Genomic DNA, 24,722 nt, shown 5'->3' on the forward strand with positions numbered 1-24,722 from the left:
CCGTCCTGCCGGTGCACGGCGGGACCGGCAATGGGGCGAAGTCGTTGCAAACCGTGCGGTCCGGGCGGAGCGTCGTCCTCCGGGGGTGTGCGGTTCAACTCCCGTGTCGCTCTTCGGCCTTCTCTTGGGTCGTCAGGAACGCGGTCAGTGCGTCGGCGATCCCCTGGGCCGCCTGCTGGCGCCACTGAGGGTCCGTCATCCGTTGCGCGTCCGTCGAGTTGCGCATGTTACCGCACTCGATGAACACCTTGGGGACGGTGGAGAGGTTGAGGCCGCCCAGGTCGGAGCGGGTGTCGAGGCCGTCCTTGGCGACGTAGTCCGCGTAGGGTTCGCCGGTCGCGGCGCGGAACCGGTCGCGCAGCAGGAGGCCGAGCCGGTGCGAGGGCTCGACGATCGCCGTGGTGTCGGCCTTTCCGGCGACCACCCGGGCGGGCATGATCACGTGGAATCCGCGGCCGGCCGCCGGGCCGCCGTCCCCGTGCACCGAGAGCGCGACGTCGGCGTGCGCGTCGGCGCCCGCGCGGGCGCGCTGGTCGATGCACGGGCCCCAGGGGCGGTCGCCGTCCTGCACCAGCACCACCGTGGCGCCCCGGGCGGCCAGGAGGGCGCGGGCCCGGCGGGAGACGTCCAGGGTGTACTCGGCCTCGGTGTAGCCGGCGTCGGTCTCGGTGCCGGTGGTGTCGCACTCCTTGCGGGTGTTGCCGATGTCCACCTGGCGGTTGATCTCGGCGGTGTGCGCGGAGTTGCCCGGGTTGTGGCCGGGGTCGAGCAGGACGGTGCGGCCGGCCAGGCTGGTGGCGGTGCCGGCATCGGCGCTGCCGACGGGCGGGGTCTCCGCTGCGGCGGCGGGCGAGGTGGACGGCGGCGGGGCGACCGGAGGGGTGAGCGGCGGGGCGGTCGTCCCGTCGGCGGCGCCCGGGCGGTCCGTAGCCGTAGGGGCCGTAGGGGTCGTCGGGGCCGGGCCGGCCGTCGCCGCGGTCGCGGTCGCCGCGGCGCCCGCCGGGCCGGAGTGGTCGAGGGCCCGCCAGCCGAACCAGCCCGCCGTGCAGAGGGGGACGGCCACGGCCGCGGCCGTGGTGGCGCGCAGCAGGGCGGAGCGGCGGGGCGGTCGAGGGGCGGAACCGGTCACGGGTCGGTCAGATCCTGTCCTGGGTGCGCGGAGTGAGGCCGTAGCTCTTCGCGATCGCGTTCCACTTGTTCATGAAGTCCGTCTTCGCCTGGGTGGCCTGGGGGTTGAGCTCGTCCGCGCGCTTCTTGTCCGGGGTGGCCGGGGCCCTGCCGGTGCAGCCCTGGGCGGCGACGGTGCGCGCCCAGGTCGCGTACGCCTTGTCGATGTCGGCCGACAGCTGCCAGGCGGACTTCAGCGAGTTCACCGCGTCCACGCCGCCCGGCACGTCCGTGACGGTCAGCTGGGACAGCTTGGTCAGCAGGGCGGCCCGCTGGGTCGCGCCGTTGTCGAAGGTCTGCGCGGCGCTCTCGATGTCGGCCTTGGGCGGGCAGCTGGTCACCTTGGCGACGGCGCTGCCGATCGGTGCCTTGGCGTTCTCGCCCTCGCTGAGCAGGCTGTCCAGCGCCTGGGCCTGGGTCTGGGCGCCCGGACCGGGGCCGGTCGCGGTCGGGGACGGGGCGCCGGTGGGGGCGCCGGACGCGCTCGCGGCGGCGCTCGGCGCGCCGTCCGTCCCGGTGGGCGCGGGGGCGGGCGGCAGGTGGTCGGAGCCGGTCGGCGGGGCGGCGGTCGGGGCGGGCGCGGCCCGGTCCTCCCCGTCGCCGCTCCGGGCGGCGAACAGCAGGCCGCCGCCGATCGCCAGCACCAGGAGCAGCGCGAACCCGATCAGCAGCGGGGTCCTGCGGTTGGCCGGCCGCTCCTCCTCGTCCCCGGCGCCCGTCGGGTAGTCGGGCTGCCCGTACGGGGGCTGCGGCGGGGCGGCGGGCGGCTGCAGGAGGTAGTCGTAGCCGGGGGCCGGCCGCGGTGCCTGGGCCTGCGGGCCCGCGTGGGAGGGGAACGGCGAGGCCGCGGGCGGGGCGGCCGGGGGCGGCGGGGTGGCGCCGGGGGACAGCCGGGCGGTCGGCGGGTCGTAGCCGGGCGAGGCGGCCAGGTACGGGCGGGCGCCCAGCGGCGGGCCCTGGTCGCCGACGCCGCCGGGCGCGGGCGGCGCGGCCATCGGGCCGGGGCGGGCGGCGGACTCCGGTGTCGCGGGCGGCAGGGGCGCGGCGGCCGGCTGGTCGGCGGGGGCCGGGGCGGGCTGTGCGTCGGCGGGACGCTGCGGGCCGCGTACCCAGCCGCCGGCGCCGCCGCGCGCGGTGGGGTCCCAGACCGCCGGAGCGCTGTTCTGCTGGTCCGTCATGTCGCTGCTGGCCCCCACCGTCCGCCGATGCTCTGCCTGGTGCTGCGCGCCACCGTACCGTTCGAACCCCCGCCCGACAGCCCCGGCACGACGTTAGGGCATCGGTGCGGGGCGGCGGGAACGAACGGTTACCGGGCGCTGCGGCGCAGGACGCGCAGGGAGCCGGTCACCGAGACCTCCTCGAAGCCCTCGTCCAGCGCCCGCAGGTACACCCGGTACGGGGCCTGGCCGCCGTCCGCAGGGTCCGGGAAGACGTCGTGCACCACCAGCAGGCCCTCCGGCGCCAGGTGCGGCACCCAGCCCTCGTAGTCGCCGGTCGCGTGCTCGTCGGTGTGGCCGCCGTCGATGAACACCAGGGCCAGCGGGCGCCCCCACAGCGCGGCGATCCGCGGCGAGCGGCCGACCAGCGCCACCACGTGCTCCTCCAGCCCGGCGGCGTGCAGGGCGCGGCGGAACCGCGGCAGGGTGTCCATCAGCCCGACCTCGGGGTCGACCAGCGTCGGGTCGTGGTACTCCCAGCCGGGCTGCTGCTCCTCCGACCCGCGGTGGTGGTCGACGGTCAGCGCGACCGTCCCGGCCTCCCGGGCCGCCGCCGCGAGCAGGATCGCCGACCGGCCGCAGTAGGTGCCGATCTCCAGCACCGGCAGCCCGGTGCCCCGGGCCGCCGCCACCGCCGCCGCGTACAGCGCGAGCCCCTCGTCCACCGGCATGAAACCGGTGGCCCCCTCGAACGCCGCCAGCACCTCGGGCGCCGGTTCGGCGCTCAGCAGCAGGTCGGACATGCGGTGCTCCTCGGGGGTGGGGCGGGGACGGACGTGCACGGACCCTACTCGACGGTAGCGGGGGCGGAGGCGCCGGGTCGCCCGGTGCCGGGCCGTCCGCCGGGGCCCGCGGGCCGGGGCGTCCGGTGCCGCGCGGGCTCAGCCGGCGAGCAGGTCGGTGGCGATCCGGGTGCGGTGCGGAGCCAGCTCGGCGGCGATCGCCGCGGTCTCGGCGGCGGTGGCCGTGACGGCGGCGGGCCGGTCCTCGGCGCCGTCGACCAGGGCGATCCGCAGGTGGGTCGGCGGGTGGGAGGAGTCCACGGCCGCGCGGTCGCGGGCGCTCAGCCGGAGCAGCCGCTCGTGTTCGGCGGCCGGGACGGACGCGAGGTGCTCGCGTATCCGCTCCCAGAGCAGCTCCGGGGCGGCCTGCCCCGGGTTCGCGGCCTGCTCGGCCTGCTCGGCCTGCTCGGCGCCCCGGCTCCGGCCGCGGCGGACCACGCGCGGACGCCGGCGCTCCTCGGCGCGGATCCGGCCGACGGCGGTGCCCACCGGGCCGCCGAGCATGAGCGCGGCGAGCATGCCGCGGGCCGCCTCACTGCCCCCGACCCGGACAGCGAGGGCGTCCGCGCGGTACTCGGCCTGCTGGCCGGCCCGGGAGGTGAGCCGGTCGAACAGCAGCAGCCCCTGGTACATCAGCCAGACGACCGCCCGCATCAGGGCCATGCCGATGATCGCGCCGAGCTTGATCAGCAACGGCGTGCCGTCGAAGCGCGGACCGCCCGGATCGCCGGACTCGACCGACGTCCCCCAGCCGTGGCCCCGGCCGCCGCGTGCCATGTGGTACCAGGCCGCGAGCGCCGAGACCGCGCTGTGCAGCCAGAACGAGCGCCGGTGGTCGCCGTTGACGTGGTGGCCGAACTCGTGGCCGAGCAGGGCGATCCGCTGCCGGTCGTCCAGCGTCTCCCAGAGCGGCAGACCGAGCGTGAGGACCGGCCGGCGGCGCAGCCCGACCAGCCCGTACGAGGCGTTGAAATCGTCGGTGACCAGGATGACGTCCGCCGGCGCGGCGCCGATCTCGGCGGCCACCCGGTCGGCCAGCCCGTACAGCGCCGGCGCCGCGGCGCGGTCGAGGACGGTCCGGTCGCGCGGCACCCGGCCCAGCCGGGGCCGCAACGCGAGGACGACCAGCAGGACGACCGCGCCGATGCAGCGCTGCACGGTGGTGCCGGTGACGAGCAGCCAGGCACCCAGGCAGAACAGGGTGAAGGTCAGGAGGTGGACCAGACCGGCGGCGGACGAGGCCAGCAGCCGGTCGCGGCGGGCGGTGGGGGAGGGCCGGCCCTCGGCCTGGTCCTCGAACAGCCGGTCGGAGCGGGCGGCGGCGGCCCGCTCGCGCCGGGTGGGTTCGGGGGCGGCGTCCTGGCCGGGGACCAGGTTCCAGTCGCAGGCCGGGCACCAGGCGGTGAAGCGCGGGTCGGCGGTCAGCGCGGCGCCGCAGCGGGGGCAGGGCGCGCCGTGCCCGGACTGCGCGGGGGACGGCTGCGGAGGCGTCCGTGAGGACGTGAGCGGGGGTGTCGGCACGACGGTGATCATGGCGTGGTCCGGCGGTGGAAGGACAGTGGATTCGGACAGTTCTGCAGGACGGTCGTTGTGGAACGCGTTCTAGTCGCGCTGCGCCGCCCGTGCCAGAATCGGCGCGACCGTCGGATCCGAGGAACACACCAGGCACCCCGGGAGCAGCACCATGCGCGCAGCCGTCCTGCACAAGACCGGCCAGGAGGTCCTCGACGTCCGCGAGGACGTGACGGCCGTGGGCTTCGGGCCGGGCACCGTACGGGTCCGGATGCGCGCCGCCAGCCTCTGCCACTCGGACCTCTCCGCGATGAGCGGCGTGCTGCCGCAGCCCGCCCCGTTCGTCCCCGGGCACGAGGGCGCCGGGGACGTGGTGGAGGTCGGCGAGGGCGTCACCGGCCTCGCTGTCGGCGACCGCGTGGTGCTCTGCTGGATGGCGCCCTGCGGCCACTGCGACCACTGCCGGCAGGACCGCGGCCACCTGTGCGTCGCCAGCCTGCGCGGCCTCGGCGCCCCCGGGTTCCGGATCGCCGAGGGCGGGCTGGACGCCTCCGGCTTCTACGGCACCGGCGCCTTCGCCGAGGAGGTCGTGGTCGCGGCGAACGCCGTCATCAAGGTGCCCGCCGACCTTCCGTACGAGGTCGCCGCGCTGATCGGCTGCGGCGTGACCACGGGCATCGGCGCCGCGGTGAACACCGCCCGGGTCGAGCCCGGCGCCTCCGTCGCGGTGATCGGCGCGGGCGGGGTCGGCGTGGCCACCGTGCAGGGCGCCCGGGTCTGCGGCGCCGCCCGGATCACCGTCGTCGACCCGGTCGCCTCGCGCCGCGAGCGCGCCCTGGCCTTCGGTGCCACCGAGGCGGTCGCGCCCGAGGAGCTGAAGGCGGTGGCCAAGCGGCTGCCCGGCGGCGGCTTCGACTACGTCTTCGAGGCCGTCGGCCGCGCGGCCACCGTCCGGGCCGGTTACGAGGCCGCCCGGCGCGGCGGCGCGGTGGTGGTCATCGGCGCGGGCGCGCAGGACGACCTCGCGCAGTTCACCATGGGCGAGCTGTTCTTCAACGAGAAGCGCCTGCTGCCGTCGCTGTACGGCGGGGCGACGGTGGCGCGCACCATCGGGCTGGTCGTGGACCTCTGGCGGGCCGGGCGGGTCGACCTCGACGGCATGGTCACCCACCGGGTGGGGCTCGCGGACGTCAACGAGGCGATCGCGCAGATGCGCAGCGGCGAGGCGCTGCGGACCGTCGTGACGATGGGCTGACGGCGGGTCGCGGACTGAGGGAGGCCGGGACGCGCCGAGGGCCCGCCGGAAGAGTGCGGACTCTCCCGGCGGGCCCTCGGGTGCGGCGGCTGCTCTGCGGCGGCCCGGGTGCCCCGGTGCCGGTGCGGTCAGCCCCGCGCGCCGGCCGCGCGGTGGCGGCCGTGCGGGTCGGACTCCGGGCGGTCGTCGGCGGCGGAGCCGCCGCGGTGGCGGCCGTGCGACGCGGTGACCTTGGCCGTCTTCTCGTCGGCGTCGGTCCCGGTGACCGCGGGTCCGGTGGTGTCGGTGAGGGTGTCGGACATGAGAATCGTCTTTTCCGTGCGGAGGGTGCGGGTCATCGGCGCCCGGCCGGCGCCGCTGGCGCACGGTCGGGTCCCCGATCGGGTGCTCGGAACGCGCCCGTAGCCGGTGATCACGACCCGAGCCCCGGCCACCATAACGGCCGGGGCGGACGAGATCCTATCGAGATCACGACGCGAGTCCCGGGCTGGTCGGGGGCCCGGGAACCGGGCCGGCGGTGCCCGGCCCGACCCGGCTCCCGCGCGGCGGCGTCCGGACGGCAGGTCCGTACCAAGGCCGGCAACTGGCGCCAATCTGCGGAGCGTTCACCCGGATCGCCCAGCGGGCCGTACCGGTGCGCCGACGGTCCGGGCCCGCGGTCGGCGGATCAGCCCGGACGGCCGGTCCGCAGGAACGCGGCCAGCAGTTCGTGCAGCACGGCGGCGCCCTCGTCGGCGAGCACCTCGTGCCCGGAGCCGGCCGCCTCGACGTAGCGGAAGTCCTCGCCCTCGACCCGGCCGATCCGCAGCAGCTCGTGCCGCAGCGCCCGGGACTGGCTCACCGGCACGACCTCGTCCCGGTTGCCGTGCACCACCAGCAGCGGCGCGCTCAGCCGGTGCGCGAGCTGGAGCACGTCCCGGGGGCCGCGGGCGTCGGCGATCGGCTCGCCGCCGCCCAGCCGGGTGGTCAGCGCCCCGACGGGGGGCGCCGCTTCGGCCAGCAGCCGGGCGCCGGACAGGAACGGCGCGACCACCGCGCAGCGGGCGACCTGCCCGGCCGGCGCGTGCGCGGCCGCCAGCAGCGCCAGGAAGGCGCCGTAGCTGACCCCGAAGAGGGCCGGCGGCTCCAGGCCGAGGGCGGCGCGCTGGCCCGCGATGCCGTCCAGCAGGTAGAGGACGTCGTCCAGGTCGGGCCCGCCCCAGGCGCCCCGGATGGCCAGCGCGTGCGCCACGCCGTAGCCGGTGGAGCCGCGCTGGTTCGGCGCGACGACCGCCAGCCCCTCGGCGGCCATCCGCTGCAACGCCGGGTCGAACTCCAGCCGCCAGGCGTCCGCCGGGCCGCCGTGCAGCGCCAGCACCAGGTGCGGGCTGCTCAGCCAGGCGTCCCCGCCGTACACCACGGCCTCCAACGGGCCCGCCGGGCCCGCCAGTTCGAGGCTCTGCGCGGGCTGCCAGCGGCCGCCGTCCCCGGGCGGGGTGCTGCCGTCCAGCCGCCAGCCGGGCGGCGCGGCCTTCGCCGGGCGCACCCCGCCGGGCTGCCAGGGCGGCACGGTGCCCCGCCACGGGCCGGGCAACCCCGAGGCCAGCGGCGCGAGTTGCAGCGGCAGCGGCATCGGGCCGGTGGCGGCCGGCAGCGGGCCGTGCGCCAGCAGCGCGTCCACGTCCAGGGTCGCCAGCGCCGTCGGGTGGTCGGGCGAGGAGTACGGCAGCCGCAGCCCCGCCTCGCTCCAGTGCCCGACCGCGCCGAGCCGTCCGGGCGGCACCGGCAACCGGTCCAGCCGCCCGGCCGAGGGCCGCCACAGGGCGAGCGCCGAGCCCGCGCCGTGGTCGATCTGCACCGCGACCCGGGGGCCGTCCGCCGCCACCCGCAGTGCGACCGGCCGCAGGAGCATGCCGGCGACGTGCAGGCACTCCGGGAACCGCAGCGGCTGCCCGGCGCCGAGGACGCCCCAGCCGAGCCGGTCGGTGCCGGGCGCGTCGCTGCGCACCATCGCGAACCGGCTGTCCGGGTCGAACAGCACCAGGCGGTCGTTGCTGTCCGGGCCGATCTCCAGCAGCGGGGTGGTGGAGCCGCCGCGCAGGTCGAGCACCACGCTGCGGACCCGGCCCGCGTTCACCCGGTCCAGCGCGAGCAGCGCGCCGGTACGGTCCAGCCAGGTGCCCCCGCCGTGCAACCCGGGGAGTTCGGCGATCTGTTCGGGTTCGCTGCCGTCCGTGCGCACCAGCCAGACGGTGGTCGCCGGGCGGGTGTCGCTGCCAAGCGCGACCGCCACCGGCGTCCGCGGGCCGGCCCCGGCCCGTACCGGGAGCTGCAGCACCCGCAGCCCGGCCATCCGCAGCGAGCCCGACCGCTGCTCCACGGTGCCGTTCTCGCCGGGGAGGAGGCGGACCAGGTCGTGCCGCTCGCCGTCGTGCCGGCAGGCCAGCACCGAGCCGTCCGGCAGCGCGACCAGCTGCGAGCGCAGGCTCTCCGGGCGGTTGCCGGGCAGCGGCAGGGCGGTCGGCGTGGCGGGGCCGCCGTCCTGCGGCAGCCGCCAACTCTCCACGTACCAGCCGCTGTCGGCGGAGGAGGCGAGGCAGGCGGCGTGGCTGCCGTCGGCGGCGAAGGCGAAGCCCTGCCGGCGCAGGGCCTGGGTCATGGTGCGGGTGGCCGCGTTCATGCTCCGCTCACCCCGGTGGTGTCGGACGGGGATCGGCGTACGGTCGGTGGCACAGCGGCCGGCCGGAGCCGGGGGCCGCCGAGGCGCGGTCGCGGCGGGACGGCCGACGGGCCCGCAGCCCCCACGCCGTGGCTGGTGCCGGGCCGGGTGGCGTCGGCGCCGCCCGGGGGCTCCTCGCGCAGCACCGCCCGCGCCCGGGCCGTCCCCCACCGCTGCCGAGGCTCCTCGGCCCGCAGCCCGAGGACCACCGGTGCCACCCGTCGCGCCGTCCCGCCGGTGCGGGCCGCGAGGGCGAGCCAGCGGCCGAGGCGTTCGGCGACCGGGCGGGCCCGGGGGAGGTCCTCCGGCAGCAGCGGGTCGTGGCCGGTGGCCAGCAGGAAGAGCAGCCCGCCGAGCGCGTACAGGTCGACGGCCGGGTCGGCGACGCGGCTGCGGGCGGGGGCGAGTCGGCCGGGACCGTGTTCGGGGGCGCGGTAGCCGGGGGCGCCGGCCGGGCCGGCGAGCCGTCCGGCCTCGACGGCGCGTCCGAGGCCGACCAGCCGCAGCGTGCCGTCCGGGCGGACCATGACGTTGCCGGGGGAGAGGTCGCGCAGCACCAGCCGCTGGGCGTGCACCCGCTCGACCAGGTCGAGCAGGGCGTGCGCCACCGGTCCGGCCTCGGCCCAGCCGACGCCCGGGCTGTCGTCGCGCCGCAGCCGGGCGGCCACCCAGTTGTCCAGGGTCTGCCCGGTGATTCGTTCCTGCACCAGGAAGACGGAGCCCTCCTGCTCGATCAGTTCGACGGCGCGCGGTGCCAGCCCCTGCCCCGCCAGCCGGTCCAGCAGCGCGGCCTCGTGCCGCAGCGCGTCGCGGGCGTCGGCGCTGGCCCGGTCCGCCGCCGGGTGCGCCCGGGCCTGCTTGACCACGACCTCGGCGCCGCTCGACGCCTCCCGGCCGAGGAACACCCCGCCCCGCGCACCGTGCCGGACGGCGGCCGTCACCGCGTACCGCCCGGCCAGCAGCGTCCCGCGCCGGCGCCGCCGTACCGCCGCCGTACCGCCGCCGTGCCCGCGCCCGCCGCCGCAACCGCGCCCGTACCCGCAGCCGCGCCCGAAGCGCCGAACGGAGCCCGGGCGCGCCCCGGCGCCCGGTCCGACCCCCCGCGCGCGTCCTCGCCCCGCTCCCCGCCCGGCCCGCGCGGCACCAAGCGGCACTCCCCGCCGTCGCCCGGCTCCGCCGGCAGCGCGAACGCCCCGTACCGGTAGTGCACCAGGCTCCCGGCCCGGTACGGCCGGTCGGAGGGCAGCACCGGCCCCGGCAGCCCGGCGGTGGCCCGGTCCAGCTCGGCCGCCAGCCGCTGGAACTGGGCGCCGTCCGCCGGGTGGACAGTGATGAACGCGCCCGCCGAACCACGCCCGCCGGTGCGGGAGTCCAGCTCGCTCAGGCACTCCTGCGCGGCGGCGAACCGGAAGGCGCACGGGTCCGCGGCGAGCACCCGGACCACCGCCGAGAGCACCGCCTCGCCCGCCGCCGGGGCCGCGCTCACCCGGAGCTGCCACCCCCGCTCCGGCAGCGGCGGGGACCCGGACGGCCGGGCCGTGCACCAGAAGCCGCCGACGGTGACGTCCCAGCCACCGCCGTCTCCCCGGCCTCCGGCACCGGCCAGTGCCGCCCGCGCCGCCTCCGGCCACGAACCCGCCGCACCCGGTCCGCGCTCCGCCGGTCCCCTGCCCCCGGCCGTACGCAGCGATGTGCCCGCCCCCATCCGCCACCACATCCCTTCGTCTCCGCCGCCGCCCGGGTGCCCACTGCTCGTGGCACCCGGGCGGCGGCCCGGCCCGGTCGGTCCTCCCGGGAGGAGCGGCGGTGCCGCCCCGGGGGCGGGAGCGCTCGGCCGGATCCCGTCCGGCCCGGCGCGGTGGCCGCCCGACCCCTGGTCGTGGCTGCCGCCAGGGCAACTCCCGTTCGCAGGAGTGAAGTTACTTTCGAGCCAACCGGCGCCTCAACGCAGAGCCGGTCACTTCACTCGTAAGGGTGATCAAGGCGTGGTTTCGAATTCGTGCGAGAACCCTGCTGTGAGTAACGGGCGTCCGGCGCGCGGCCGCGCACGGAGCGCGCGGGCCCGGCCGGGCGCCGCCCGCCGCGGATTGACGCGCACCCGTACGCCCGCAGCTCCCCCGTCCGAACCGGCCGCGACGGATCCCCCGGCCGGCCGCCGAACGGCCGAGGCCCGACCGCCCCCGCGCGCACGGTAGTCTCGACAGGTGCCGAAACTGTCCGACGTCATCACCGCGCTCGACGAGGTCTACCCGCCGCAGTGGGCGGAGTCCTGGGACGCCGTCGGCCTGGTCTGCGGAGACCCTCAGGCCGAGGTCAACCGCGTCCTGTTCGCCGTCGACCCCGTCCAGGCGGTCGTCGACGAGGCCGTGGAGTGGGGCGCCGACCTCGTGGTCACCCACCACCCCCTCTACCTGCGCGGCACCACCAGCGTCGCCGCCACCACCTTCAAGGGCCGGGTGGTGCACACGCTGATCACCAACGGCATCGCGCTGCACGTCGCCCACACCAACGCCGACCACGCCGACCCCGGCGTCTCGGACGCGCTCGCCGAAGCGGTGGGCCTGCGGGTGACCGGCCCGCTGGTGCCGGACCCGACCGACCCGCTGGGCCGCCGCGGCAGCGGCCGGATCGGCCTGCTGGAGCCCCCGCTGACCCTCTCCGCCTTCGCCGCCCAGGTGGCGAAGGGCCTGCCCGCCACCGCCGCCGGCGTCCGCGTCTCCGGCGACCCGAACCGGCTGATCAGCCGGGTCGCGGTGTGCGGCGGCTCGGGCGACAGCTTCTTCGCCGACGTCCGGTCGGCCGGCGTGGACGCCTACCTGACCGCCGACCTGCGTCACCACCCGGCCTCCGAGGCCGCCGAGGCGGCGCCCGTCGCGCTGCTCGACGCCGCCCACTGGGCCACCGAGTGGCCCTGGCTCACCCTGGCCGAGCGGGCCCTGCGGGCCGCCGCCGACAAGCGCGGCTGGACCGTGGAGACCAAGGTCTCCCACCGGGTCACCGACCCGTGGACCGCGCACGCCCCCATGTCCTTCACCGCCTGACCCGATTCACAGGAGCTCCCCGCTTGAACGCCGCGCCCGCCGACCAGATCCGCCTGCTCGACCTCCAGGCCATCGACTCGAAGCTCGACCAGCTGGCCCACCGGCGCCGGAGCCTGCCCGAGCACGCCGAGATCGAGAAGGCCACCGCCGACCACACCGCGCTCAAGGACCTCGTCGTCGCCGCCGAGGCCCAGAAGGGCGACACCGCCCGCGAGCTGACCAAGGCCGAGCAGGACGTCGAGCAGGTCCGCTCCCGCGCCGCCCGCAACCAGCAGCGCCTGGACTCCGGTGCGATCACCTCGCCGAAGGACCTGGAGAACCTCCAGCACGAGATCGGCTCGCTCGCCAAGCGCCAGGGCGACCTCGAGGAGGTCGTGCTGGAGATCATGGAGCGCCAGGAGAGCGCCGTCACCCGGGTCGAGGAGCTGTCCGCCCGCCTGGAGCACTCCACCGTCGTGCTCAAGGAGGCCGAGGGCCGCCGCGACGCCGCCTTCGCCGAGATCGACGCGGAGGCCGACAAGGTCAGGCGTGACCGCGAGACCATCGCCGCCGTCCTCCCGGCCGACCTGCTGAAGGTCTACGCCAAGCTGCGCGAGACCCAGGGCGGCGTCGGCGCGGCCCGCCTCTACCAGCGCCGCTGCGAGGGCTGCCGCACCGAGTTCTCGATCACCGAGCTGAACGCCATCAAGGCCGAGCCGGCCGACAAGGTGGTCCGCTGCGAGAACTGCTCGCGGATCCTGGTCCGCACCGCCGACTCGGGCGTCTGAGCCGGTGACGGCGCGCTTCGTCGTCGAGGCTGACGGCGGGTCCCGGGGCAACCCGGGGCCGGCCGGCTACGGCGCGGTGGTCCGGGACGGGGACACCGGGCAGATCGTCGCCGAAGCCGCCGAGTTCATCGGCCACGCCACCAACAACGTGGCCGAGTACAAGGGCCTGATCGCCGGGCTCAAGGCGGCCCGCGAGCTGGACCCGGACGCCTCGGTGGACGTCCGGATGGACTCCAAGCTGGTCGTCGAGCAGATGTCCGGGCGCTGGAAGATCAAGCACCCCGACATGCAGCCGCTCGCCGCCGAGGCGCGCACCGTCTTCCCGCGCGGCCGGGTCACGTACACCTGGATCCCGCGCGAGCGGAACAAGGACGCCGACCGGCTGGCCAACGAGGCGATGGACGCGGGCCGGGCCGGGCGCCAGTGGGAGCCCCGCAAGCCGGCGGCCGCCGTCGAGGAACCCCCGCTGGAGACCGCCGCCCCCAAGGCCGGCTGGGCCGCCCCAGCCGACCTCGGCACCCCGACCACCTTCGTCCTGCTGCGCCACGGCGAGACCCCGCTCACCCCGGAGAAGCGCTTCTCCGGCAGCGGCGGCACCGACCCGGAGCTCTCCGACAAGGGCCGCTGGCAGGCCGAGCGGGCCGCCGAGGCGCTGGCCGCGCGCGGCAGCGTCCAGGCGGTCGTCGCCTCCCCGATGCGGCGCACCCGGCAGACCGCCGAGACCGTCGCCGCCCGGCTCGGCCTGGAGGTCCGGTGCGAGGACGGGCTGCGCGAGGTCGACTTCGGCGACTGGGAGGGCCTGACCTTCGCCGAGGTGCGGGAGCGGTACCCGGACGACCTGACCGCCTGGCTCGGCTCCGCCAAGGCCAAGCCGACCGGCGGCGGGGAGAGCTTCACCGCGCTCACCCACCGGGCCGGCATCGCCCGGGACAAGATCCTCGCCCGGTACGCGGGGAAGACCGTGCTGGTGGTCTCGCACGTCAGCCCGATCAAGACCCTGGTCCGGCTGGCGCTCGGCGCCCCGCCGGACTCGATGTACCGGATGGAGCTGTCCGCCGCCTCGATCTGCGCCGTCCAGTACTACGCGGACGGCAACGCCTCGCTGCGGCTGCTCAACGACACCTCGCACCTGCGCTGACCCCGCCGGGGCAGCCGGTCAGTGCACCTCGGTGACCACCACGTCCAGCTGCCACGGCCTGCGGGCGGTGCCCTCCGCCGCGAGCTCCACCCGGTGGCCCAGCTCCAGCAGGGCGTCCATCAGCTCGCCCGGCGTCTTCGGCTCGGCGCCGGTGACCAGCAGGTCCCGGACGATCCGCCCCTTGGTCGCCTTGTTGAAGTGGCTGACGACGGTGCGCCTGCCGTTCCGTTCCTGGAGCACCCGGACGGTCGCGGTCCGGGAGGCCACCTCGCCGGCCGGCTTCCACGCCGCCGCGTACGCAGAACTGCGCAGGTCCAGCACCAGCCCGTCCGCGACCTCGGGGAGCACGGAGGCCGTCGCGCTCCGCCAGTACGCCCCGAGCGCCCCCAGCTGCGGGAGCTTGACGCCCATCGAGCAGCGGTAGGACGGAATCCGGTCGGAGATCCGCACGGCGCCCCAGAGGCCGGAGAAGACCAGCAGCGAGCGCTCGGCCCGGTCGTACGCGGCGGCGTCCAGGGTGGCCAGGCCGAGGTTGTCGAACAGCACCCCGGTGTACACCTCGCCCGCCGGGCGCGCACCGGCCGTCGGCAGCCCGGCGTTCTTGGCGATCTCGCCGCGCAGGCCGGGGGAGAGGCCGAGCACCTCGGCGGCGGTGTCCTCGTCGCCCCGGCACAGGCCCACCAGCGCGTCCAGCACCGCGCCGCGCGCCGCCGTCAGCCCGGGCAGCGACAGCCGTTCCAGGGCCACCGGCCCGCCGTCCCCGGACCCGGCCTTGCCCTCCGAGGGCGGCAAAAGCACCAGCACAGCGGACTCCTCAACAACGTGTGCGGACGAACCCGGCAACCCTACTGCGCCCGCCGCGCCCCCTCGCCGCGCGCTCGGGAGCCCGGGAGCCCGCGAGGCGGCGGCCCGAAGTCCCCGCCGGGGCGTTGAGCCTCCGTCCGGAACCACCCGGTCCCGCTCTACCCTGGCGGGCATGCCTCGCCGAAAACTGCGCGTCAAGGCCGCCGACTCCGCCCGGATCAACACCGAGCTGACCGAGCTCCGCACCCGCCTGGAGATCCACACCGAGTGGCCGCAGGCCGTGCTCGCCGAGGCGGAGGAGGCGGCCGAACGCCCCCGGCTGCCCGAGCACGACGCCACCGACCTGCCGCTGTTCACCGTCGACCCGCCCGGCTCCCGCGACCTCGACCAGGCCATGCACCTCGCCCACCGCCCCGGCGGCGGCTACCGGGTGCACTACGCGATCGCCGACGTCGCCGCCTTCGTCCACCCCGGCGGCGCGATCGACACCGAGGCCCGCCGCCGGGTCGAGACCCTCTACTTCCCCGACCACCGCGTCCCGCTGCACCCCACCCGGATCTCCGAGGACGCCGCCAGCCTGCTGCCCGGCGAGCCCCGCCCCGCCCTGCTCTGGCAGCTCGACCTGGACGCCGACGGCGCCGTCGTCCTCGCCGACCTGCGCCGCGCCCTGGTCCGCTCGCACCGCCGCCTGGACTACGCCACCGTCGAGCGCGCCGTGGCGGTCGGCGGCGCCGACGAGCAGCTCGCCCTGCTCGCCACCGTCGGACGGCTGCGCGAGGAGCAGGAGCGCGCCCGCGGCGGCATCAGCCTGCCCGTGCCGGAGCAGGAGGTCGAGGAGACCCTGCACGGCTACGTCCTCGGCTACCGCGCCCCCGGCCCCGCCGACGGCTGGAACGCCCAGATCTCCCTGCTCACCGGCATGGCCGCGGCCGAGCTGATGCTGGACGCCGGCGTCGGCCTGCTGCGCACCCTGCCCGCCGCGCCCGCCGCCGGCTACGAGCGGCTGCGCCGGATCGCCGCCGCGCTGGACGTGGACTGGCCGCAGGCCGTGCCGTACCCCGAGCTGATCCGCTCCCTGGACCCGGAGGTCCCGCTCAACGCCGCCTTCCTCAACGCCTGTACGGGCCTGCTGCGCGGCGCCGGCTACCACGCCTTCGACGAGTCCCGCGGCCTGCCCGCCCCCGCCGAGCCGGGCCACGCCGCGCTCGCCGCCCCGTACGCGCACTGCACCGCGCCGCTGCGCCGGCTCGGCGACCGCTTCGCCCAGGAGGTCTGCGCGGCGGTCGCGGCGGGGGAGGACGTGCCGGACTGGGCGCGCGAGGCGCTGCCGGCGCTCCCGGCGCTGATGGCCGGCGGGGACCGCCGCGCCGGCGAGGTCGAACGGGCCTGCGTGGACCTGGTGGAGGCGGAGCTGCTGGCCGGCCGGGAGGGCGAGGACTTCGCGGCGGTGGTCGTCGACGTGGACGGCAAGCGGCCCGGCTCCGGCACCGTCCAGCTGCGCGACCCGGCCGTCCGGGCCCGCTGCGACGGACCGGCCGGCGGGCTGCCGCTCGGCCGGGTGATCGACGTCCGGCTGACGACGGCCGACCCGCTCACCCGGACCGTCCGCTTCACGGCGGTCCAGGCGCCGCCGCCGTGAGGGACACGCCGCCCGGACCCGCGCCCGGACGCGCCGCCCACCCGCGCCCGGACACGCCACCCGGACGCGCCGCCCACCCGCACCCGGACACGCCACCCCGACACGCCACCCGGACGCGCCGCCCACCCGCCCCGGCCCGCCCCGCGGTGGGAGGATCGGTCCGTGCCCGACCCCCAGCCCCGCGCCGCCGCCGCGCCCGCGCCCGCGTCAGCCCCCGGGCCCGCGCTCGGCCGCCGCCACCGCCTGCTCGTCCTGGCGATCTGCTGCCTGAGCCTGTTCATCGTCGGCCTCGACAACACCGTGGTGAACATCGCCCTGCCGGTGATCCAGCGCGACCTGGACGCCCCGGCCTCCGGGCTGCAGTGGATCACCGCCGCCTACACCCTGGTGCTGGCCTCGCTGCTGATGCTGTTCGGCTCGGTGGCCGACCGCTTCGGCCGCCGCCGGGTGTTCCAGACCGGCCTGGTCTGCTTCGCGCTGGGCTCGCTGCTGTGCAGCCGGGCGCCGAGCCTGGGCTGGCTGGTGGCGTTCCGGGCGCTCCAGGCGGTGGGCGGCTCGATGCTCAACCCGGTGGCGATGTCGATCATCGCCAACACCTTCACCGACCCGAGGGAACGGGCCCGGGCGATCGGGGTCTGGGGCGGTGTGGTCGGCATCTCGATGGCGCTGGGCCCGCTGCTCGGCGGCTTCCTGGTGGACGGCGCCGGCTGGCCGTCGATCTTCCTGATCAACGTCCCGGTGGCGCTCGTCGCCCTCGCGCTGACCGCCCGCTACGTCCCGGAGTCCCGCGCGCCCCGGCCGCGACGGCTGGACCCGGTGGGGCAGCTGCTGATGATCGTGCTGCTCGGCTGCGGCACCGCCGCGATCATCGAGGGCCCGGCCAACGGCTGGACCTCCCCGCTGATCCTCACCCTGGCCGCGACCGCCGTCGCCGCGCTGACCGCCTTCCCGCCCTGGGAGCGGCGGGTGGCCGAGCCGCTGGTGGACCCGCGGTTCTTCGCCAGCGCGCCGTTCACCGGCGCCACCGTCACCGCGGTCTGCGCCTTCGCCGCGCTCGGCGGCTTCCTCTTCCTCAACACCCTCTACCTCCAGGACGTCCGCCACTACGGCCCGGTCGAGGCCGGCCTGTGGACGCTGCCGATGGCCGGGATGATGCTGGTTTGCGCGCCGCTGTCCGGGCGGATCGTCGCCGGCCGGGGCCCGCGCCTGCCGCTGGTCGCCTCCGGGCTCGGCCTCGCCGCGAGCGGCCTGTTGCTCACCCGGCTCGCCGCCGACTCCCCGCCGGCGCTGCTGCTGGCCGCGTACGGGCTGTTCGGCTTCGGCTTCGGCCTGGTGAACGCGCCGGTCACCAACGCCGCCGTCGCCGGGATGCCGCGCGCCCAGGCGGGGGTGGCGGCCGCGGTCGCCTCGACCAGCCGTCAGGTCGGCCAGTCGCTGGGCGTGGCGGTGATCGGCACGGTCGTCACCTCGGCCGTGGTCGGGCCGGTCGCGACCGGTTTCGCCCGGGCCAGCCACGCCGGCTGGTGGATCCTGGTCGGTCTCGGCGGCGCCGTCCTCGCCCTCGGCCTGGCCACCACCACCGACCGGGCGAGCGCGACGGCCGCCCGGGTGGCCGCCCGCCTCGGCGCCGAGCCGCCGTCCGTCCGGTCCGGTGTACGGGAGGCGCCGCCCGAGCGGCTACGATGACCACTACGGCGGAAGAGCCGGCCGGGCGGTCGCGACGGGTCCCAGACCCGCCGAGGAACGTCCGGGCTCCACAGAGCAGGGTGGTGGGTAACGCCCACCCGGGGTGACCCGCGGGACAGTGCCACAGAAAACAGACCGCCCACCGCTTCACGCGGTGGGTAAGGGTGAAACGGTGGTGTAAGAGACCACCAGCGACCGGGGTGACCCGGCCGGCTAGGTAAACCCCACCTGGAGCAAGGTCAAGATCGGTGCCCTCGGGCACCGTGCGCGGACGTTTCAAGGCTGCTCGCCCGAGTCCGCGGGTGGACCGCACGAGGCTGTCGGCAACGGCAGCCCTAGATGGATGGCCGCCTCCCCGGGCCGCGCAAGCGACCCGGGAGACAGAACCCGGCGTACAGGCCGACTCTTCCGCCCCCTTTCCCTCCCCTTCGCCGGTCAGGCGGGGTGCGCGCCGACGGCGTCGCGGATCTGCTCGCCGAGGCCTCCGTTGACGCGGGCGCAGTTGGCGCAGCAGAAGAACATGCCGGCCACTTCGACGCCGTGGCCGACGATGCGGACGTCGCACTGTTCGCAGCGCGGGGCGAGCTTCTCCATGGCGCATTCGAAGCTGTCGAAGGTGTAGGTGTCGCCGGTGACCGTCCTGATCTCGAAGGCCAGCCAGTAGTCGTTGCCGCAGGTGACGCAGATGGCCATGGCGGCCGTCTCCTTCCGGTGGGGGCGGCGGCCAGGGGCGGCCGCGCAGCCACTTCCAGTCTTGGAGGCTTCCCGGGAGACGGCCACTCGGCCGTGGCGTCAGGCGGAGCGGGCGGCGAGGTCCTCCAGGGCGCGGACGGCGCGGTCGGCGTCGTCGGCGGCGACGAACAGGTGGTCGTGGTGGAAGCCGGCCACCACGTTGCAGCTGATGCCCTCCTCGGCGAGCCGGCCGGAGACGGCGGCGGTCAGTCCGACGGCCTCCAGCGCCGAGTGGATCCGCAGGGTGATCCAGGCCGCCACGTACTCGTAGCGCAGTCCGAGCGCGTCCGCCTCCTCCTGGGCGACCACCATCGTCACCCCCTCGGGCTCGGCGACGGTCACCACCGGTCGCATGCCGGCGGGCACCCGCGCGGGGAGCGTGCAGTAGACGTACCGCCCCGGGTTGAGCTGCGGGCTCATTCCGCGCAGCAGTGTCGCGAGGTCTCGTTCTGCGGCCATGCCCGTCACCGTAGCGGCTGGACGGGGGATGCGGCGTGCTCCGTGGGCGTGTCGGAATCCGTTGACGAGCGACAGTCACCGATATATCGTCGAACTATCGAGACAGTAACTCGACTGCCTCGTTGAACCTCAGTGATTCGAGGAGGTGGGCGCGATGCGCTCGGAACGTCAAGGACGGCGCTTCCGCTGGGAGGACGCGCGTGGTGGTGGCGGCGGTGGTCGGCGCCGCGGCCCGGGGCCGGACTTCCGCGGCATGCCCGGGGAGGGCGCCGAGGGCCGGGAGGCGTTCGGCGGGTTCGGCCCGCCGTTCGGCGGCGGCCCCGGCCGGCCGATGGGCGGCCCGTACGGGCACGGCTTCGGCGGGCACGGCGGCCGGCGCGGGGGCCCGCACGCGCGGCGCGGGGGGCGGGCCCGGCGCGGTGACGTCCGGGCCTCGCTGCTGGCGCTGCTCAAGGAGCGGCCGATGCACGGCTACGAGATGATCGCCGAGATCGCCGAGCGGACCGGCGGGGCCTGGCGGCCCAGCCCCGGGTCGATCTACCCCAACCTCCAACTGCTGGAGGAGGAGGGCCTGATCACGGCGGAGGAGGTCGGCGGCAAGCGGCTGGTGTCGCTCACCGAGGCGGGCCGGGCCGAGGCCGACGCCGGGCCGGCCGAGCCGTGGGCGGAGGCCGGCCGGGAGGTCGACTGGGAGGCCGTCCAGGAGGTCGGCCAGGCGCTCGCCGCCGTCGACCAGGCGATCCGCCAGGTCATGACCACCGGCACCGAGGCGCAGCGCGCCAAGGGCCTGACGGTGCTGACCGAGGCCCGCAAGAAGCTGTACCTCATCCTCGCCGAGGACGACTGACCGGCCAGGGGCCGGATCGGGGGAGCGGGACGGGCGGTGCTGCCCGGGCGGCCTCACGGCCTCACGGCCGGACGGCGAACAGCGCCACGCACACCAGCAGCAGCACCGTCCAGCCGAACCAGAGCCAGGCGTTGGGCTCGATGACCACGCTGTAGAGGCACACCGCCAGGAGCAGCACCCCGGTGGCGCCGGCCACCTGCCGGTTGTGGTGCGCCACCGCGCGGGGGCGGCTCCTCGGGTGCCGTACCGTCCTCGCCATGCCGACCTCCCGGGGGAGACTGCGGAGGGAGGAGGCGGCCGTCAGCCCGAGGCCGCCTCGTCGTACTCGTAGCGCCAGAACCAGCTCAGGCCCCGAACCTGCTTGCTCCGGACGTACACCAGTGTGCGCGCGGGGGCCTCGCCGTGCGCGGGGACGGGGACCTTGTACTTCTTGGGCACGCCGAGCAGCGGTCCCAGGGGGATCGGGAGGATCGTTCCGTCCAGGGGGCCGCCGACGAATGCGGTGTCCGCGCTCTTCATCCCCCCAGGGTCTCACCTCCGCGGACGGCCCGGGACCGGCCCGGTAGGGGGCGCGGCGGGGCGGCCGGGGGCTCCCGGAGCGGGGGGAGGGCGGCGGGTCGCGTGAGGGCGGCGTGCCGGGAGCGCGTCCGGGGTGCGCCCCGGACGTCACCGCGAGTGTGACCGGAGAGGCACCGCCCCCGGTCATCCGGAGGCCCTCCGCACCCTTATCCTTCCTGTTACGCCCTCGGGGTCCACCCGGGTCAGCGGGCCCGTACGGGCCGGGCGAGGCGCGAATCCGCGCGCCCTCCGGCCGATTTGGCGCGGACAGCGTGCTGCCGCGACTGCGTACCGTGACCCGGGCGTCGGCCGTCCGGTGACCCCGGGCCACGGCCGGCGGGGCGCGGACGACAGGGCCGAGCACTCCGGGAAGCAGCCGGGGGCGCCGTGCGTTGCGTCGGAGTGGTACGTCGAACGCTGTGTCGCACCAGGCACGGCAGTTGCGCGGAAGGGGCCCGATGGAAGCCGGCAGCAGGTGGACGACCTGGTGGCAGAAGCGTGATCGTCAGCGAGCGGGGGGCTCGGACGGCCCGGCCGCCGGACTCGATCAGCTGCTCGGCGCGGTGCGCGCCGGATTCCCGCTCGCACCCGCCGCCCACCCGGCCGGCTACCGGTGTTCCTGTGACCGGGTGGCCTGTCCGGCCCCGGCCCAGCACCCGGTCTCCTTCGCCTGGCAGACCCAGGCCACCACCGACACCGAGCAGCTGTCCCGCTGGCTCGCCCGGGACCCGCAGGCCAACTTCATCACCGCCACCGGCCGGGTCCACGACGTGCTGGACGTCCCGGCGGAGGCCGGACGGCTGGCGCTGGAGCGGCTGACCGCGGCGGGCGTCGAGGGCCCGGTCGCCGCCGTCGGCGAGGACCGCTACCTCTTCTTCACCGCCACCCGCGGCACCCCGCAGGACGAGGACGAGTGGTGGCCGAGCGCGCTCGACTCCACCCCGGACACCATGTCCGAGCACCCCGGCCTGCGGTGGCACTGCCGCGGCTCCTACACCCTGCTGCCGCCGGCCGCGCTGCCGGACGGCTCCCGGGTGCGGTGGCTGCGCGGGCCCGAGCAGCCGCTGCCGGACCCGCTGCGCGTCCTGGACGTGCTCACCGACGCCTGCACCGAGGTGGGCGCCGTCGCCGAGGAGCAGTGGCTGATCGGCTAGGGCGCCCACCTCGGCGTCGCGGGTTCACGGCGCTGCGCGTCGTGGCGTCGGGGCGTTGCGGGCCTACGGCAGGGTGAGGATCTCCGCGCCGTCCGCCGTGACCACCAGGGTGTGCTCGAACTGGGCGGTGCGCTTGCGGTCCTTGGTGACGACCGTCCAGCCGTCCGCCCAGATCTCGTAGTCGTAGGTGCCCAGGGTCAGCATCGGCTCGATGGTGAAGGTCATGCCCGGCTTGATCACCTCGGTGGCCCGGTCGCTGTCGTAGTGCGGGATGATCAGGCCGGAGTGGAACGACGTGTTGATGCCGTGTCCGGTGAAGTCCCGCACCACGCCGTAGCCGAAGCGCTTGGCGTAGGACTCGATGACCCGCCCGATGACGTTGATCCGGCGCCCCGGCTTGACCGCCTTGATCGCCCGGTCGAGGGATTCCCGGGTGCGCTCGACCAGCAGCCGGGACTCCTCGTCCACGTCGCCGACCAGGTAGGTGGCGTTGAGGTCGCCGTGCACCCCGTGGATGTACGCGGTGGCGTCGATGTTGACGATGTCGCCGTCCTGGAGCACGGTCGAGTCCGGGATGCCGTGGCAGATCACCTCGTTGATCGAGGTGCAGACGGACTTGGGGAAGCCCCGGTAGCCGAGGTCGGACGGGTAGGCGCCGTGGTCGCACATGTAGGTGTGGGCGACGGCGTCCAGCGCGTCGGTGGTGACCCCGGGGGCGATCAGCTTGGCCGCCTCCTCCATCGCCCGGGCAGCGATCCCGCCCGCGATCCGCATCTTCTCGATCGTCTCGGCGGTCTGCACCTCGGGCCCGGTGTACGGCGTCGGCGCGGGCTTGCCGACGTACTCGGGGCGCGCGATGTGCGCCGGGACCTTGCGGGTGGGGGACTGGATGCCGGGTACGAGAGCCATGCGGCGAGTCTAGTCGCGGGCCGGACCGGCCCCGGGAGGTGTGCGACCCCGCTCCCGGCGGGGAATGATCGGTACCGACCCATCCTTCTGGCCTTCTGAACGGGAGAGCGCGATGCCCCTCGGATTCAACCGCAAGCCGACCGGCAAACCCGGCGAGTGGTTCTACTGCATCAAGCACGACACGGTCGAGGAGGGCCCGGAGTGCCCGGCGAAGGACCGCCTGGGCCCGTACGCCACCCCCGCGGAGGCCGGCCAGGCCCTGCGGATCGCGGACGAACGCAACCGCGAGTGGCAGAACGACCCGCGCTGGAGCGACCGGCCCAAGGACGGGACCGAGTAGTCGCGGCCGGCCCCGCCCGGTCGGCCCGGCGCCGAGCCGACCCGGGCTGAGCCCATGTGTACACCTGGTGCATCAGGTCCGCTTGGGCTCATGACGCAGCCGCTCCCCGTAGAGTCGATCCGCGATGTCCGTGCACACCTGGCCGAGGTCGTCGAGCGGGCGGACAGGGACGACGTGCCCACCGTGATCACGCGCCGCGGCAAGGAGGTCGCCGTCGTCGTGTCGATCGACGTCCTGCGGAAGTACCAGGCGTGGGAAGAGCGCGAGATCAACCGGATCATCGACGAGCGGATGGCCAACTCCGCACCGGGCGTGCCGATCGAGGACGTCATGAGGGAGACCCTCGGCCCGCAGTGGGTGAGTACCGCACCGTCTTCCGGCCGGAGGCCCAGGCCGAACTCCGGAAGATCCCCCGTGGCATGGCACTTCGCATCCTGGCCAAGCTGACCGAGCTGGAGCGCGATCCGTTCGGCTGCGACACCACCGCACTCGTGTCGCAGCCCGAGCGTCGGCGGCTGCGGGCGGGTGGCCACCGCATCGTCCACACGGTCGACAACGGGCAGTCGGTGGTGCGGGTCGTCCACCCCGGCCACCGCTCCACGGTCCACGGCACCTGACGGAACGCCGGGGCTGCCCGGGCCGGTCAGGTGGCCGGGGCGGCCTCCCGGGCGGCGCGTTCGTGCTCGGCGCGGACGGCGGCGGCGTGGGGGTCGGTGCGGTCGTCGTAGGCGAGCAGCTTCGGGAGGGTGGCGGCGACCGCGAGCACGGCGACCACGCAGGCGAGGCCGCCGGTCCAGACGGCGGCGCGCACGCCGACCAGTCCGGCCATGGTGCCGGCCCGGACCTGGCCGAGCTGCGGGCCGACGGAGTAGCTGAGCAGTTCGACGCCGGCCATCCGGCCGCGCACCTCGTCCGGGATGGACTGGTTCCACATCGTCGAGCGGGCGAGCCCGCTGATCTCGTCGGCGCCGCCGGCCAGCGCCAGGCCGAGCAGTACCAGCCCGATGTGTCCGGACAACCCGGCGAGCGCCATCGCCCCGCCCCAGCCGACGGCGGCGGCGACCAGCAGCCGTCCGTGCCGGTGCACGCGGGAGGTCCAGCCGCTGGTCGCGCCGACCAGTAGGGCGCCGAGGGCGGAGGCCGCGTACATCGGGCCGAGTGCCCAGTCCGCGCCCAACTCCGAGGCCAGGAAGGGGAAGACGGCCACCGGGTAGGCGAACAGCATGGCGCAGGTGTCGATCGCGTAGGTGCCGAGCAGGTCCTTGCGGCTCCACGCGTAGCGGACGCCGGTGAGCACCGCCCGCACGGACGGCCGTTCGGCGCCGGTGGGCGGCGGCACCGCCTTGATCCGGACGAGCAGCAGCAGCGAGAGCGCGAAGCTGAGGATGTCCAGCGCGTACGCGGTCTGCACCCCGGCGAAGGCCACCACGACGCCGGCCAGCGCCGGACCGGCCACCGAAGCGGCGTTGTGGTACAGCGACTTGAGGGCGAACGCGGCGGTCAGGTGCTGGTGCGGGACGATCCGCGGGGTGAGCGAGTCCAGTGCCGGGCGCTGGAGGCCGTCGGCGGCCGCGACCAGCGCGGCGACCAGGTAGATCGGCCAGAGCAGCGGGTGCGGCAGCAGGGCGTTGAGCAGCAGCAGCCCGGCCAGCAGGCCGAGCGCGGCCTCGGCGCGCAGCACCAGTTTCCGGCGGTCCATGGCGTCGGCGAGAGCGCCGCCCCAGAGGCCGAAGACGATCAGCGGGACGAGTTCGACGGCGCCGATCAGGCCCACCGCGAGGGAGGAGTCGGTGAGTTCCTTGATCTGCATCGGCACGGCGACGAGGGTCAGGAAGCTGCCGAAGCTGGTGACGCAGCCGGAGGTCCACAGGTAGCGGAAGTCGCGCGAGGCACGCCAGGGGGACAGGTCGGGCGTCAGTGAGCGCAGCAGCTGCCGGGCGCGCCCGGGCACGGGGGTATGCGGGGGTTCGTCGACGTTCACGAACCGTCATCCTCGGACGGGGGTCACCCCTCCCGC

25 protein-coding genes, 1 other RNA gene and 1 pseudogene are annotated in these 24,722 nt (G+C 76.1%); 12 read left to right on the forward strand and 15 right to left on the reverse strand.

Going from position 1 to position 24,722, the window contains the following annotated elements; all coding sequences use genetic code 11:
- Positions 1-94: 94 nt before the first annotated feature.
- The 4 genes from ACZ7RU_RS02115 to ACZ7RU_RS02130 form a co-directional block, all read right to left on the reverse strand.
- Positions 95-1,129 carry an N-acetylmuramoyl-L-alanine amidase gene (locus tag ACZ7RU_RS02115; RefSeq protein ID WP_470339041.1) on the reverse strand — a complete coding sequence of 345 codons (1,035 nt, stop codon included), beginning with the start codon at positions 1,127-1,129 and terminating at the stop codon, positions 95-97.
- A 7-nt stretch (positions 1,130-1,136) separates the two neighbouring features.
- The gene (locus ACZ7RU_RS02120; RefSeq protein ID WP_470339042.1) at positions 1,137-2,345 is read right to left on the reverse strand and encodes a hypothetical protein; all 1,209 of its coding nucleotides are present in this window, start codon (positions 2,343-2,345) and stop codon (positions 1,137-1,139) included.
- A 128-nt stretch (positions 2,346-2,473) separates the two neighbouring features.
- Entirely contained in the window at positions 2,474-3,127 is a 654-nt protein-coding gene (locus ACZ7RU_RS02125) for a class I SAM-dependent methyltransferase (protein ID WP_470339043.1), read from the reverse strand.
- 138 nt (positions 3,128-3,265) lie between these two features.
- The gene (locus tag ACZ7RU_RS02130; RefSeq protein WP_470339044.1) at positions 3,266-4,687 is read right to left on the reverse strand and encodes a M48 family metalloprotease; all 1,422 of its coding nucleotides are present in this window, start codon (positions 4,685-4,687) and stop codon (positions 3,266-3,268) included.
- A 163-nt stretch (positions 4,688-4,850) separates the two neighbouring features.
- Between ACZ7RU_RS02130 and ACZ7RU_RS02135 the strand changes: the two genes are divergently transcribed.
- Positions 4,851-5,933 carry an alcohol dehydrogenase catalytic domain-containing protein gene (locus ACZ7RU_RS02135; RefSeq protein WP_470339045.1) on the forward strand — a complete coding sequence of 361 codons (1,083 nt, stop codon included), beginning with the start codon at positions 4,851-4,853 and terminating at the stop codon, positions 5,931-5,933.
- Positions 5,934-6,061: 128 nt separating this feature from the next.
- On the opposite strand, the gene ACZ7RU_RS02140 is transcribed toward ACZ7RU_RS02135, so the two are convergent.
- The 4 genes from ACZ7RU_RS02140 to ACZ7RU_RS02155 all read right to left on the reverse strand — a co-directional run bounded on the left by ACZ7RU_RS02140 (position 6,062) and on the right by ACZ7RU_RS02155 (position 10,348).
- On the reverse strand, positions 6,062-6,235 hold the full coding sequence (locus tag ACZ7RU_RS02140) for a hypothetical protein (RefSeq protein WP_387748658.1): 174 nt from the start codon (positions 6,233-6,235) through the stop codon (positions 6,062-6,064).
- 365 nt (positions 6,236-6,600) lie between these two features.
- Positions 6,601-8,592, reverse strand: coding sequence for a S9 family peptidase (locus tag ACZ7RU_RS02145; protein ID WP_470339046.1), 1,992 nt, complete (start codon positions 8,590-8,592; stop codon positions 6,601-6,603).
- Positions 8,589-9,572: a protein kinase domain-containing protein gene (locus tag ACZ7RU_RS02150; RefSeq protein ID WP_470339047.1), complete on the reverse strand. Its 984-nt coding sequence runs from the start codon at positions 9,570-9,572 to the stop codon at positions 8,589-8,591. Before ACZ7RU_RS02150 ends, ACZ7RU_RS02145 begins: the two co-directional genes overlap by 4 nt.
- The gene (locus ACZ7RU_RS02155) at positions 9,569-10,348 is read right to left on the reverse strand and encodes a class III lanthionine synthetase LanKC N-terminal domain-containing protein (protein WP_470339048.1); all 780 of its coding nucleotides are present in this window, start codon (positions 10,346-10,348) and stop codon (positions 9,569-9,571) included. The genes ACZ7RU_RS02150 and ACZ7RU_RS02155 overlap by 4 nt, the downstream gene beginning before the upstream one ends.
- A 487-nt stretch (positions 10,349-10,835) precedes the next feature.
- Between ACZ7RU_RS02155 and ACZ7RU_RS02160 the strand changes: the two genes are divergently transcribed.
- From ACZ7RU_RS02160 to ACZ7RU_RS02170, 3 genes are read left to right on the forward strand one after another with little or no spacing between them, the layout of a single operon-like run.
- Positions 10,836-11,672, forward strand: coding sequence for a Nif3-like dinuclear metal center hexameric protein (locus tag ACZ7RU_RS02160; RefSeq protein WP_470339049.1), 837 nt, complete (start codon positions 10,836-10,838; stop codon positions 11,670-11,672).
- A gap of 23 nt (positions 11,673-11,695) precedes the next feature.
- A complete protein-coding gene (locus ACZ7RU_RS02165) occupies positions 11,696-12,439 on the forward strand; it encodes a zinc ribbon domain-containing protein (RefSeq protein ID WP_470339050.1) in 744 nt (247 codons plus the stop codon).
- Positions 12,440-12,443: 4 nt separating this feature from the next.
- Positions 12,444-13,577 (forward strand): bifunctional RNase H/acid phosphatase, encoded by a 1,134-nt coding sequence (locus ACZ7RU_RS02170; RefSeq protein ID WP_470339051.1) that lies wholly within the window; start codon positions 12,444-12,446, stop codon positions 13,575-13,577.
- An 18-nt stretch (positions 13,578-13,595) separates the two neighbouring features.
- Here the strand turns inward: ACZ7RU_RS02170 and yaaA are convergent, their stop codons facing one another.
- The gene (gene yaaA / locus ACZ7RU_RS02175) at positions 13,596-14,381 is read right to left on the reverse strand and encodes a peroxide stress protein YaaA (protein ID WP_470339052.1); all 786 of its coding nucleotides are present in this window, start codon (positions 14,379-14,381) and stop codon (positions 13,596-13,598) included.
- A gap of 172 nt (positions 14,382-14,553) precedes the next feature.
- Between yaaA and ACZ7RU_RS02180 the strand changes: the two genes are divergently transcribed.
- From ACZ7RU_RS02180 to rnpB, 3 genes are all read left to right on the forward strand, one after another.
- Complete coding sequence (locus ACZ7RU_RS02180; protein WP_470339053.1) at positions 14,554-16,020, forward strand: RNB domain-containing ribonuclease; 1,467 nt, start codon at positions 14,554-14,556, stop codon at positions 16,018-16,020.
- Between the two features lie 162 nt (positions 16,021-16,182).
- Positions 16,183-17,706 carry an MFS transporter gene (locus ACZ7RU_RS02185; RefSeq protein WP_470339054.1) on the forward strand — a complete coding sequence of 508 codons (1,524 nt, stop codon included), beginning with the start codon at positions 16,183-16,185 and terminating at the stop codon, positions 17,704-17,706.
- A 13-nt stretch (positions 17,707-17,719) separates the two neighbouring features.
- Positions 17,720-18,117, forward strand: an RNA gene (gene rnpB / locus ACZ7RU_RS02190) — RNase P RNA component class A.
- Between the two features lie 24 nt (positions 18,118-18,141).
- Here the strand turns inward: rnpB and ACZ7RU_RS02195 are convergent.
- On the reverse strand, positions 18,142-18,399 hold the full coding sequence (locus tag ACZ7RU_RS02195; protein ID WP_470339055.1) for a Prokaryotic metallothionein: 258 nt from the start codon (positions 18,397-18,399) through the stop codon (positions 18,142-18,144).
- 99 nt (positions 18,400-18,498) lie between these two features.
- Complete coding sequence (locus tag ACZ7RU_RS02200) at positions 18,499-18,897, reverse strand: ACT domain-containing protein (protein WP_224273954.1); 399 nt, start codon at positions 18,895-18,897, stop codon at positions 18,499-18,501.
- A 154-nt stretch (positions 18,898-19,051) separates the two neighbouring features.
- On the opposite strand from ACZ7RU_RS02200, the gene ACZ7RU_RS02205 reads away from it, so the two are divergent.
- A complete protein-coding gene (locus tag ACZ7RU_RS02205; protein WP_470339056.1) occupies positions 19,052-19,744 on the forward strand; it encodes a PadR family transcriptional regulator in 693 nt (230 codons plus the stop codon).
- Between the two features lie 61 nt (positions 19,745-19,805).
- Here ACZ7RU_RS02205 and ACZ7RU_RS02210 read toward each other — a convergent pair whose 3' ends face one another.
- Both ACZ7RU_RS02210 and ACZ7RU_RS02215 read right to left on the reverse strand, forming a co-directional pair.
- Entirely contained in the window at positions 19,806-20,003 is a 198-nt protein-coding gene (locus ACZ7RU_RS02210; RefSeq protein WP_470339057.1) for a hypothetical protein, read from the reverse strand.
- A gap of 41 nt (positions 20,004-20,044) precedes the next feature.
- Complete coding sequence (locus ACZ7RU_RS02215) at positions 20,045-20,263, reverse strand: hypothetical protein (RefSeq protein WP_387748684.1); 219 nt, start codon at positions 20,261-20,263, stop codon at positions 20,045-20,047.
- 497 nt (positions 20,264-20,760) lie between these two features.
- On the opposite strand from ACZ7RU_RS02215, the gene ACZ7RU_RS02220 reads away from it, so the two are divergent.
- Positions 20,761-21,456: a bifunctional DNA primase/polymerase gene (locus tag ACZ7RU_RS02220; RefSeq protein ID WP_470339058.1), complete on the forward strand. Its 696-nt coding sequence runs from the start codon at positions 20,761-20,763 to the stop codon at positions 21,454-21,456.
- A 63-nt stretch (positions 21,457-21,519) separates the two neighbouring features.
- Here the strand turns inward: ACZ7RU_RS02220 and map are convergent, their stop codons facing one another.
- Positions 21,520-22,365, reverse strand: a complete 846-nt coding sequence (map, locus tag ACZ7RU_RS02225; RefSeq protein WP_470339059.1) for a type I methionyl aminopeptidase — start codon at positions 22,363-22,365, stop codon at positions 21,520-21,522.
- A 112-nt stretch (positions 22,366-22,477) separates the two neighbouring features.
- On the opposite strand from map, the gene ACZ7RU_RS02230 reads away from it, so the two are divergent.
- From ACZ7RU_RS02230 to ACZ7RU_RS02240, 3 genes and pseudogenes are all read left to right on the forward strand, one after another.
- A complete protein-coding gene (locus ACZ7RU_RS02230; RefSeq protein WP_470339060.1) occupies positions 22,478-22,705 on the forward strand; it encodes a hypothetical protein in 228 nt (75 codons plus the stop codon).
- 90 nt (positions 22,706-22,795) lie between these two features.
- Positions 22,796-23,050: pseudogene (locus ACZ7RU_RS02235) on the forward strand (type II toxin-antitoxin system Phd/YefM family antitoxin); the annotation flags it as partial.
- An 8-nt stretch (positions 23,051-23,058) separates the two neighbouring features.
- On the forward strand, positions 23,059-23,322 hold the full coding sequence (locus ACZ7RU_RS02240; RefSeq protein WP_470339061.1) for a type II toxin-antitoxin system RelE family toxin: 264 nt from the start codon (positions 23,059-23,061) through the stop codon (positions 23,320-23,322).
- Positions 23,323-23,348: 26 nt separating this feature from the next.
- On the opposite strand, the gene ACZ7RU_RS02245 is transcribed toward ACZ7RU_RS02240, so the two are convergent.
- Positions 23,349-24,686 carry an MFS transporter gene (locus ACZ7RU_RS02245; RefSeq protein ID WP_470339062.1) on the reverse strand — a complete coding sequence of 446 codons (1,338 nt, stop codon included), beginning with the start codon at positions 24,684-24,686 and terminating at the stop codon, positions 23,349-23,351.
- Between the last annotated feature and the right edge of the window lie 36 nt (positions 24,687-24,722).

The organism is Kitasatospora sp. NPDC114501 (genome assembly GCF_055633695.1).

Coding starts and splice junctions, on each gene's coding strand:
- ACZ7RU_RS02120 (WP_470339042.1), bottom strand. CDS start 2,345: ATGACGGACCAGCAGAACAGCGCTCCGGCGGTCTGGGACCCCACCGCG.
- ACZ7RU_RS02125 (WP_470339043.1), bottom strand. CDS start 3,127: ATGTCCGACCTGCTGCTGAGCGCCGAACCGGCGCCCGAGGTGCTGGCG.
- ACZ7RU_RS02135 (WP_470339045.1), top strand. CDS start 4,851: ATGCGCGCAGCCGTCCTGCACAAGACCGGCCAGGAGGTCCTCGACGTC.
- ACZ7RU_RS02140 (WP_387748658.1), bottom strand. CDS start 6,235: ATGTCCGACACCCTCACCGACACCACCGGACCCGCGGTCACCGGGACC.
- ACZ7RU_RS02145 (WP_470339046.1), bottom strand. CDS start 8,592: ATGAACGCGGCCACCCGCACCATGACCCAGGCCCTGCGCCGGCAGGGC.
- ACZ7RU_RS02155 (WP_470339048.1), bottom strand. CDS start 10,348: ATGTGGTGGCGGATGGGGGCGGGCACATCGCTGCGTACGGCCGGGGGC.
- ACZ7RU_RS02180 (WP_470339053.1), top strand. CDS start 14,554: ATGCCTCGCCGAAAACTGCGCGTCAAGGCCGCCGACTCCGCCCGGATC.
- ACZ7RU_RS02195 (WP_470339055.1), bottom strand. CDS start 18,399: ATGGCCATCTGCGTCACCTGCGGCAACGACTACTGGCTGGCCTTCGAG.
- ACZ7RU_RS02200 (WP_224273954.1), bottom strand. CDS start 18,897: ATGGCCGCAGAACGAGACCTCGCGACACTGCTGCGCGGAATGAGCCCG.
- ACZ7RU_RS02205 (WP_470339056.1), top strand. CDS start 19,052: ATGCGCTCGGAACGTCAAGGACGGCGCTTCCGCTGGGAGGACGCGCGT.
- ACZ7RU_RS02210 (WP_470339057.1), bottom strand. CDS start 20,003: ATGGCGAGGACGGTACGGCACCCGAGGAGCCGCCCCCGCGCGGTGGCG.
- ACZ7RU_RS02215 (WP_387748684.1), bottom strand. CDS start 20,263: ATGAAGAGCGCGGACACCGCATTCGTCGGCGGCCCCCTGGACGGAACG.
- ACZ7RU_RS02220 (WP_470339058.1), top strand. CDS start 20,761: ATGGAAGCCGGCAGCAGGTGGACGACCTGGTGGCAGAAGCGTGATCGT.
- map (WP_470339059.1), bottom strand. CDS start 22,365: ATGGCTCTCGTACCCGGCATCCAGTCCCCCACCCGCAAGGTCCCGGCG.
- ACZ7RU_RS02230 (WP_470339060.1), top strand. CDS start 22,478: ATGCCCCTCGGATTCAACCGCAAGCCGACCGGCAAACCCGGCGAGTGG.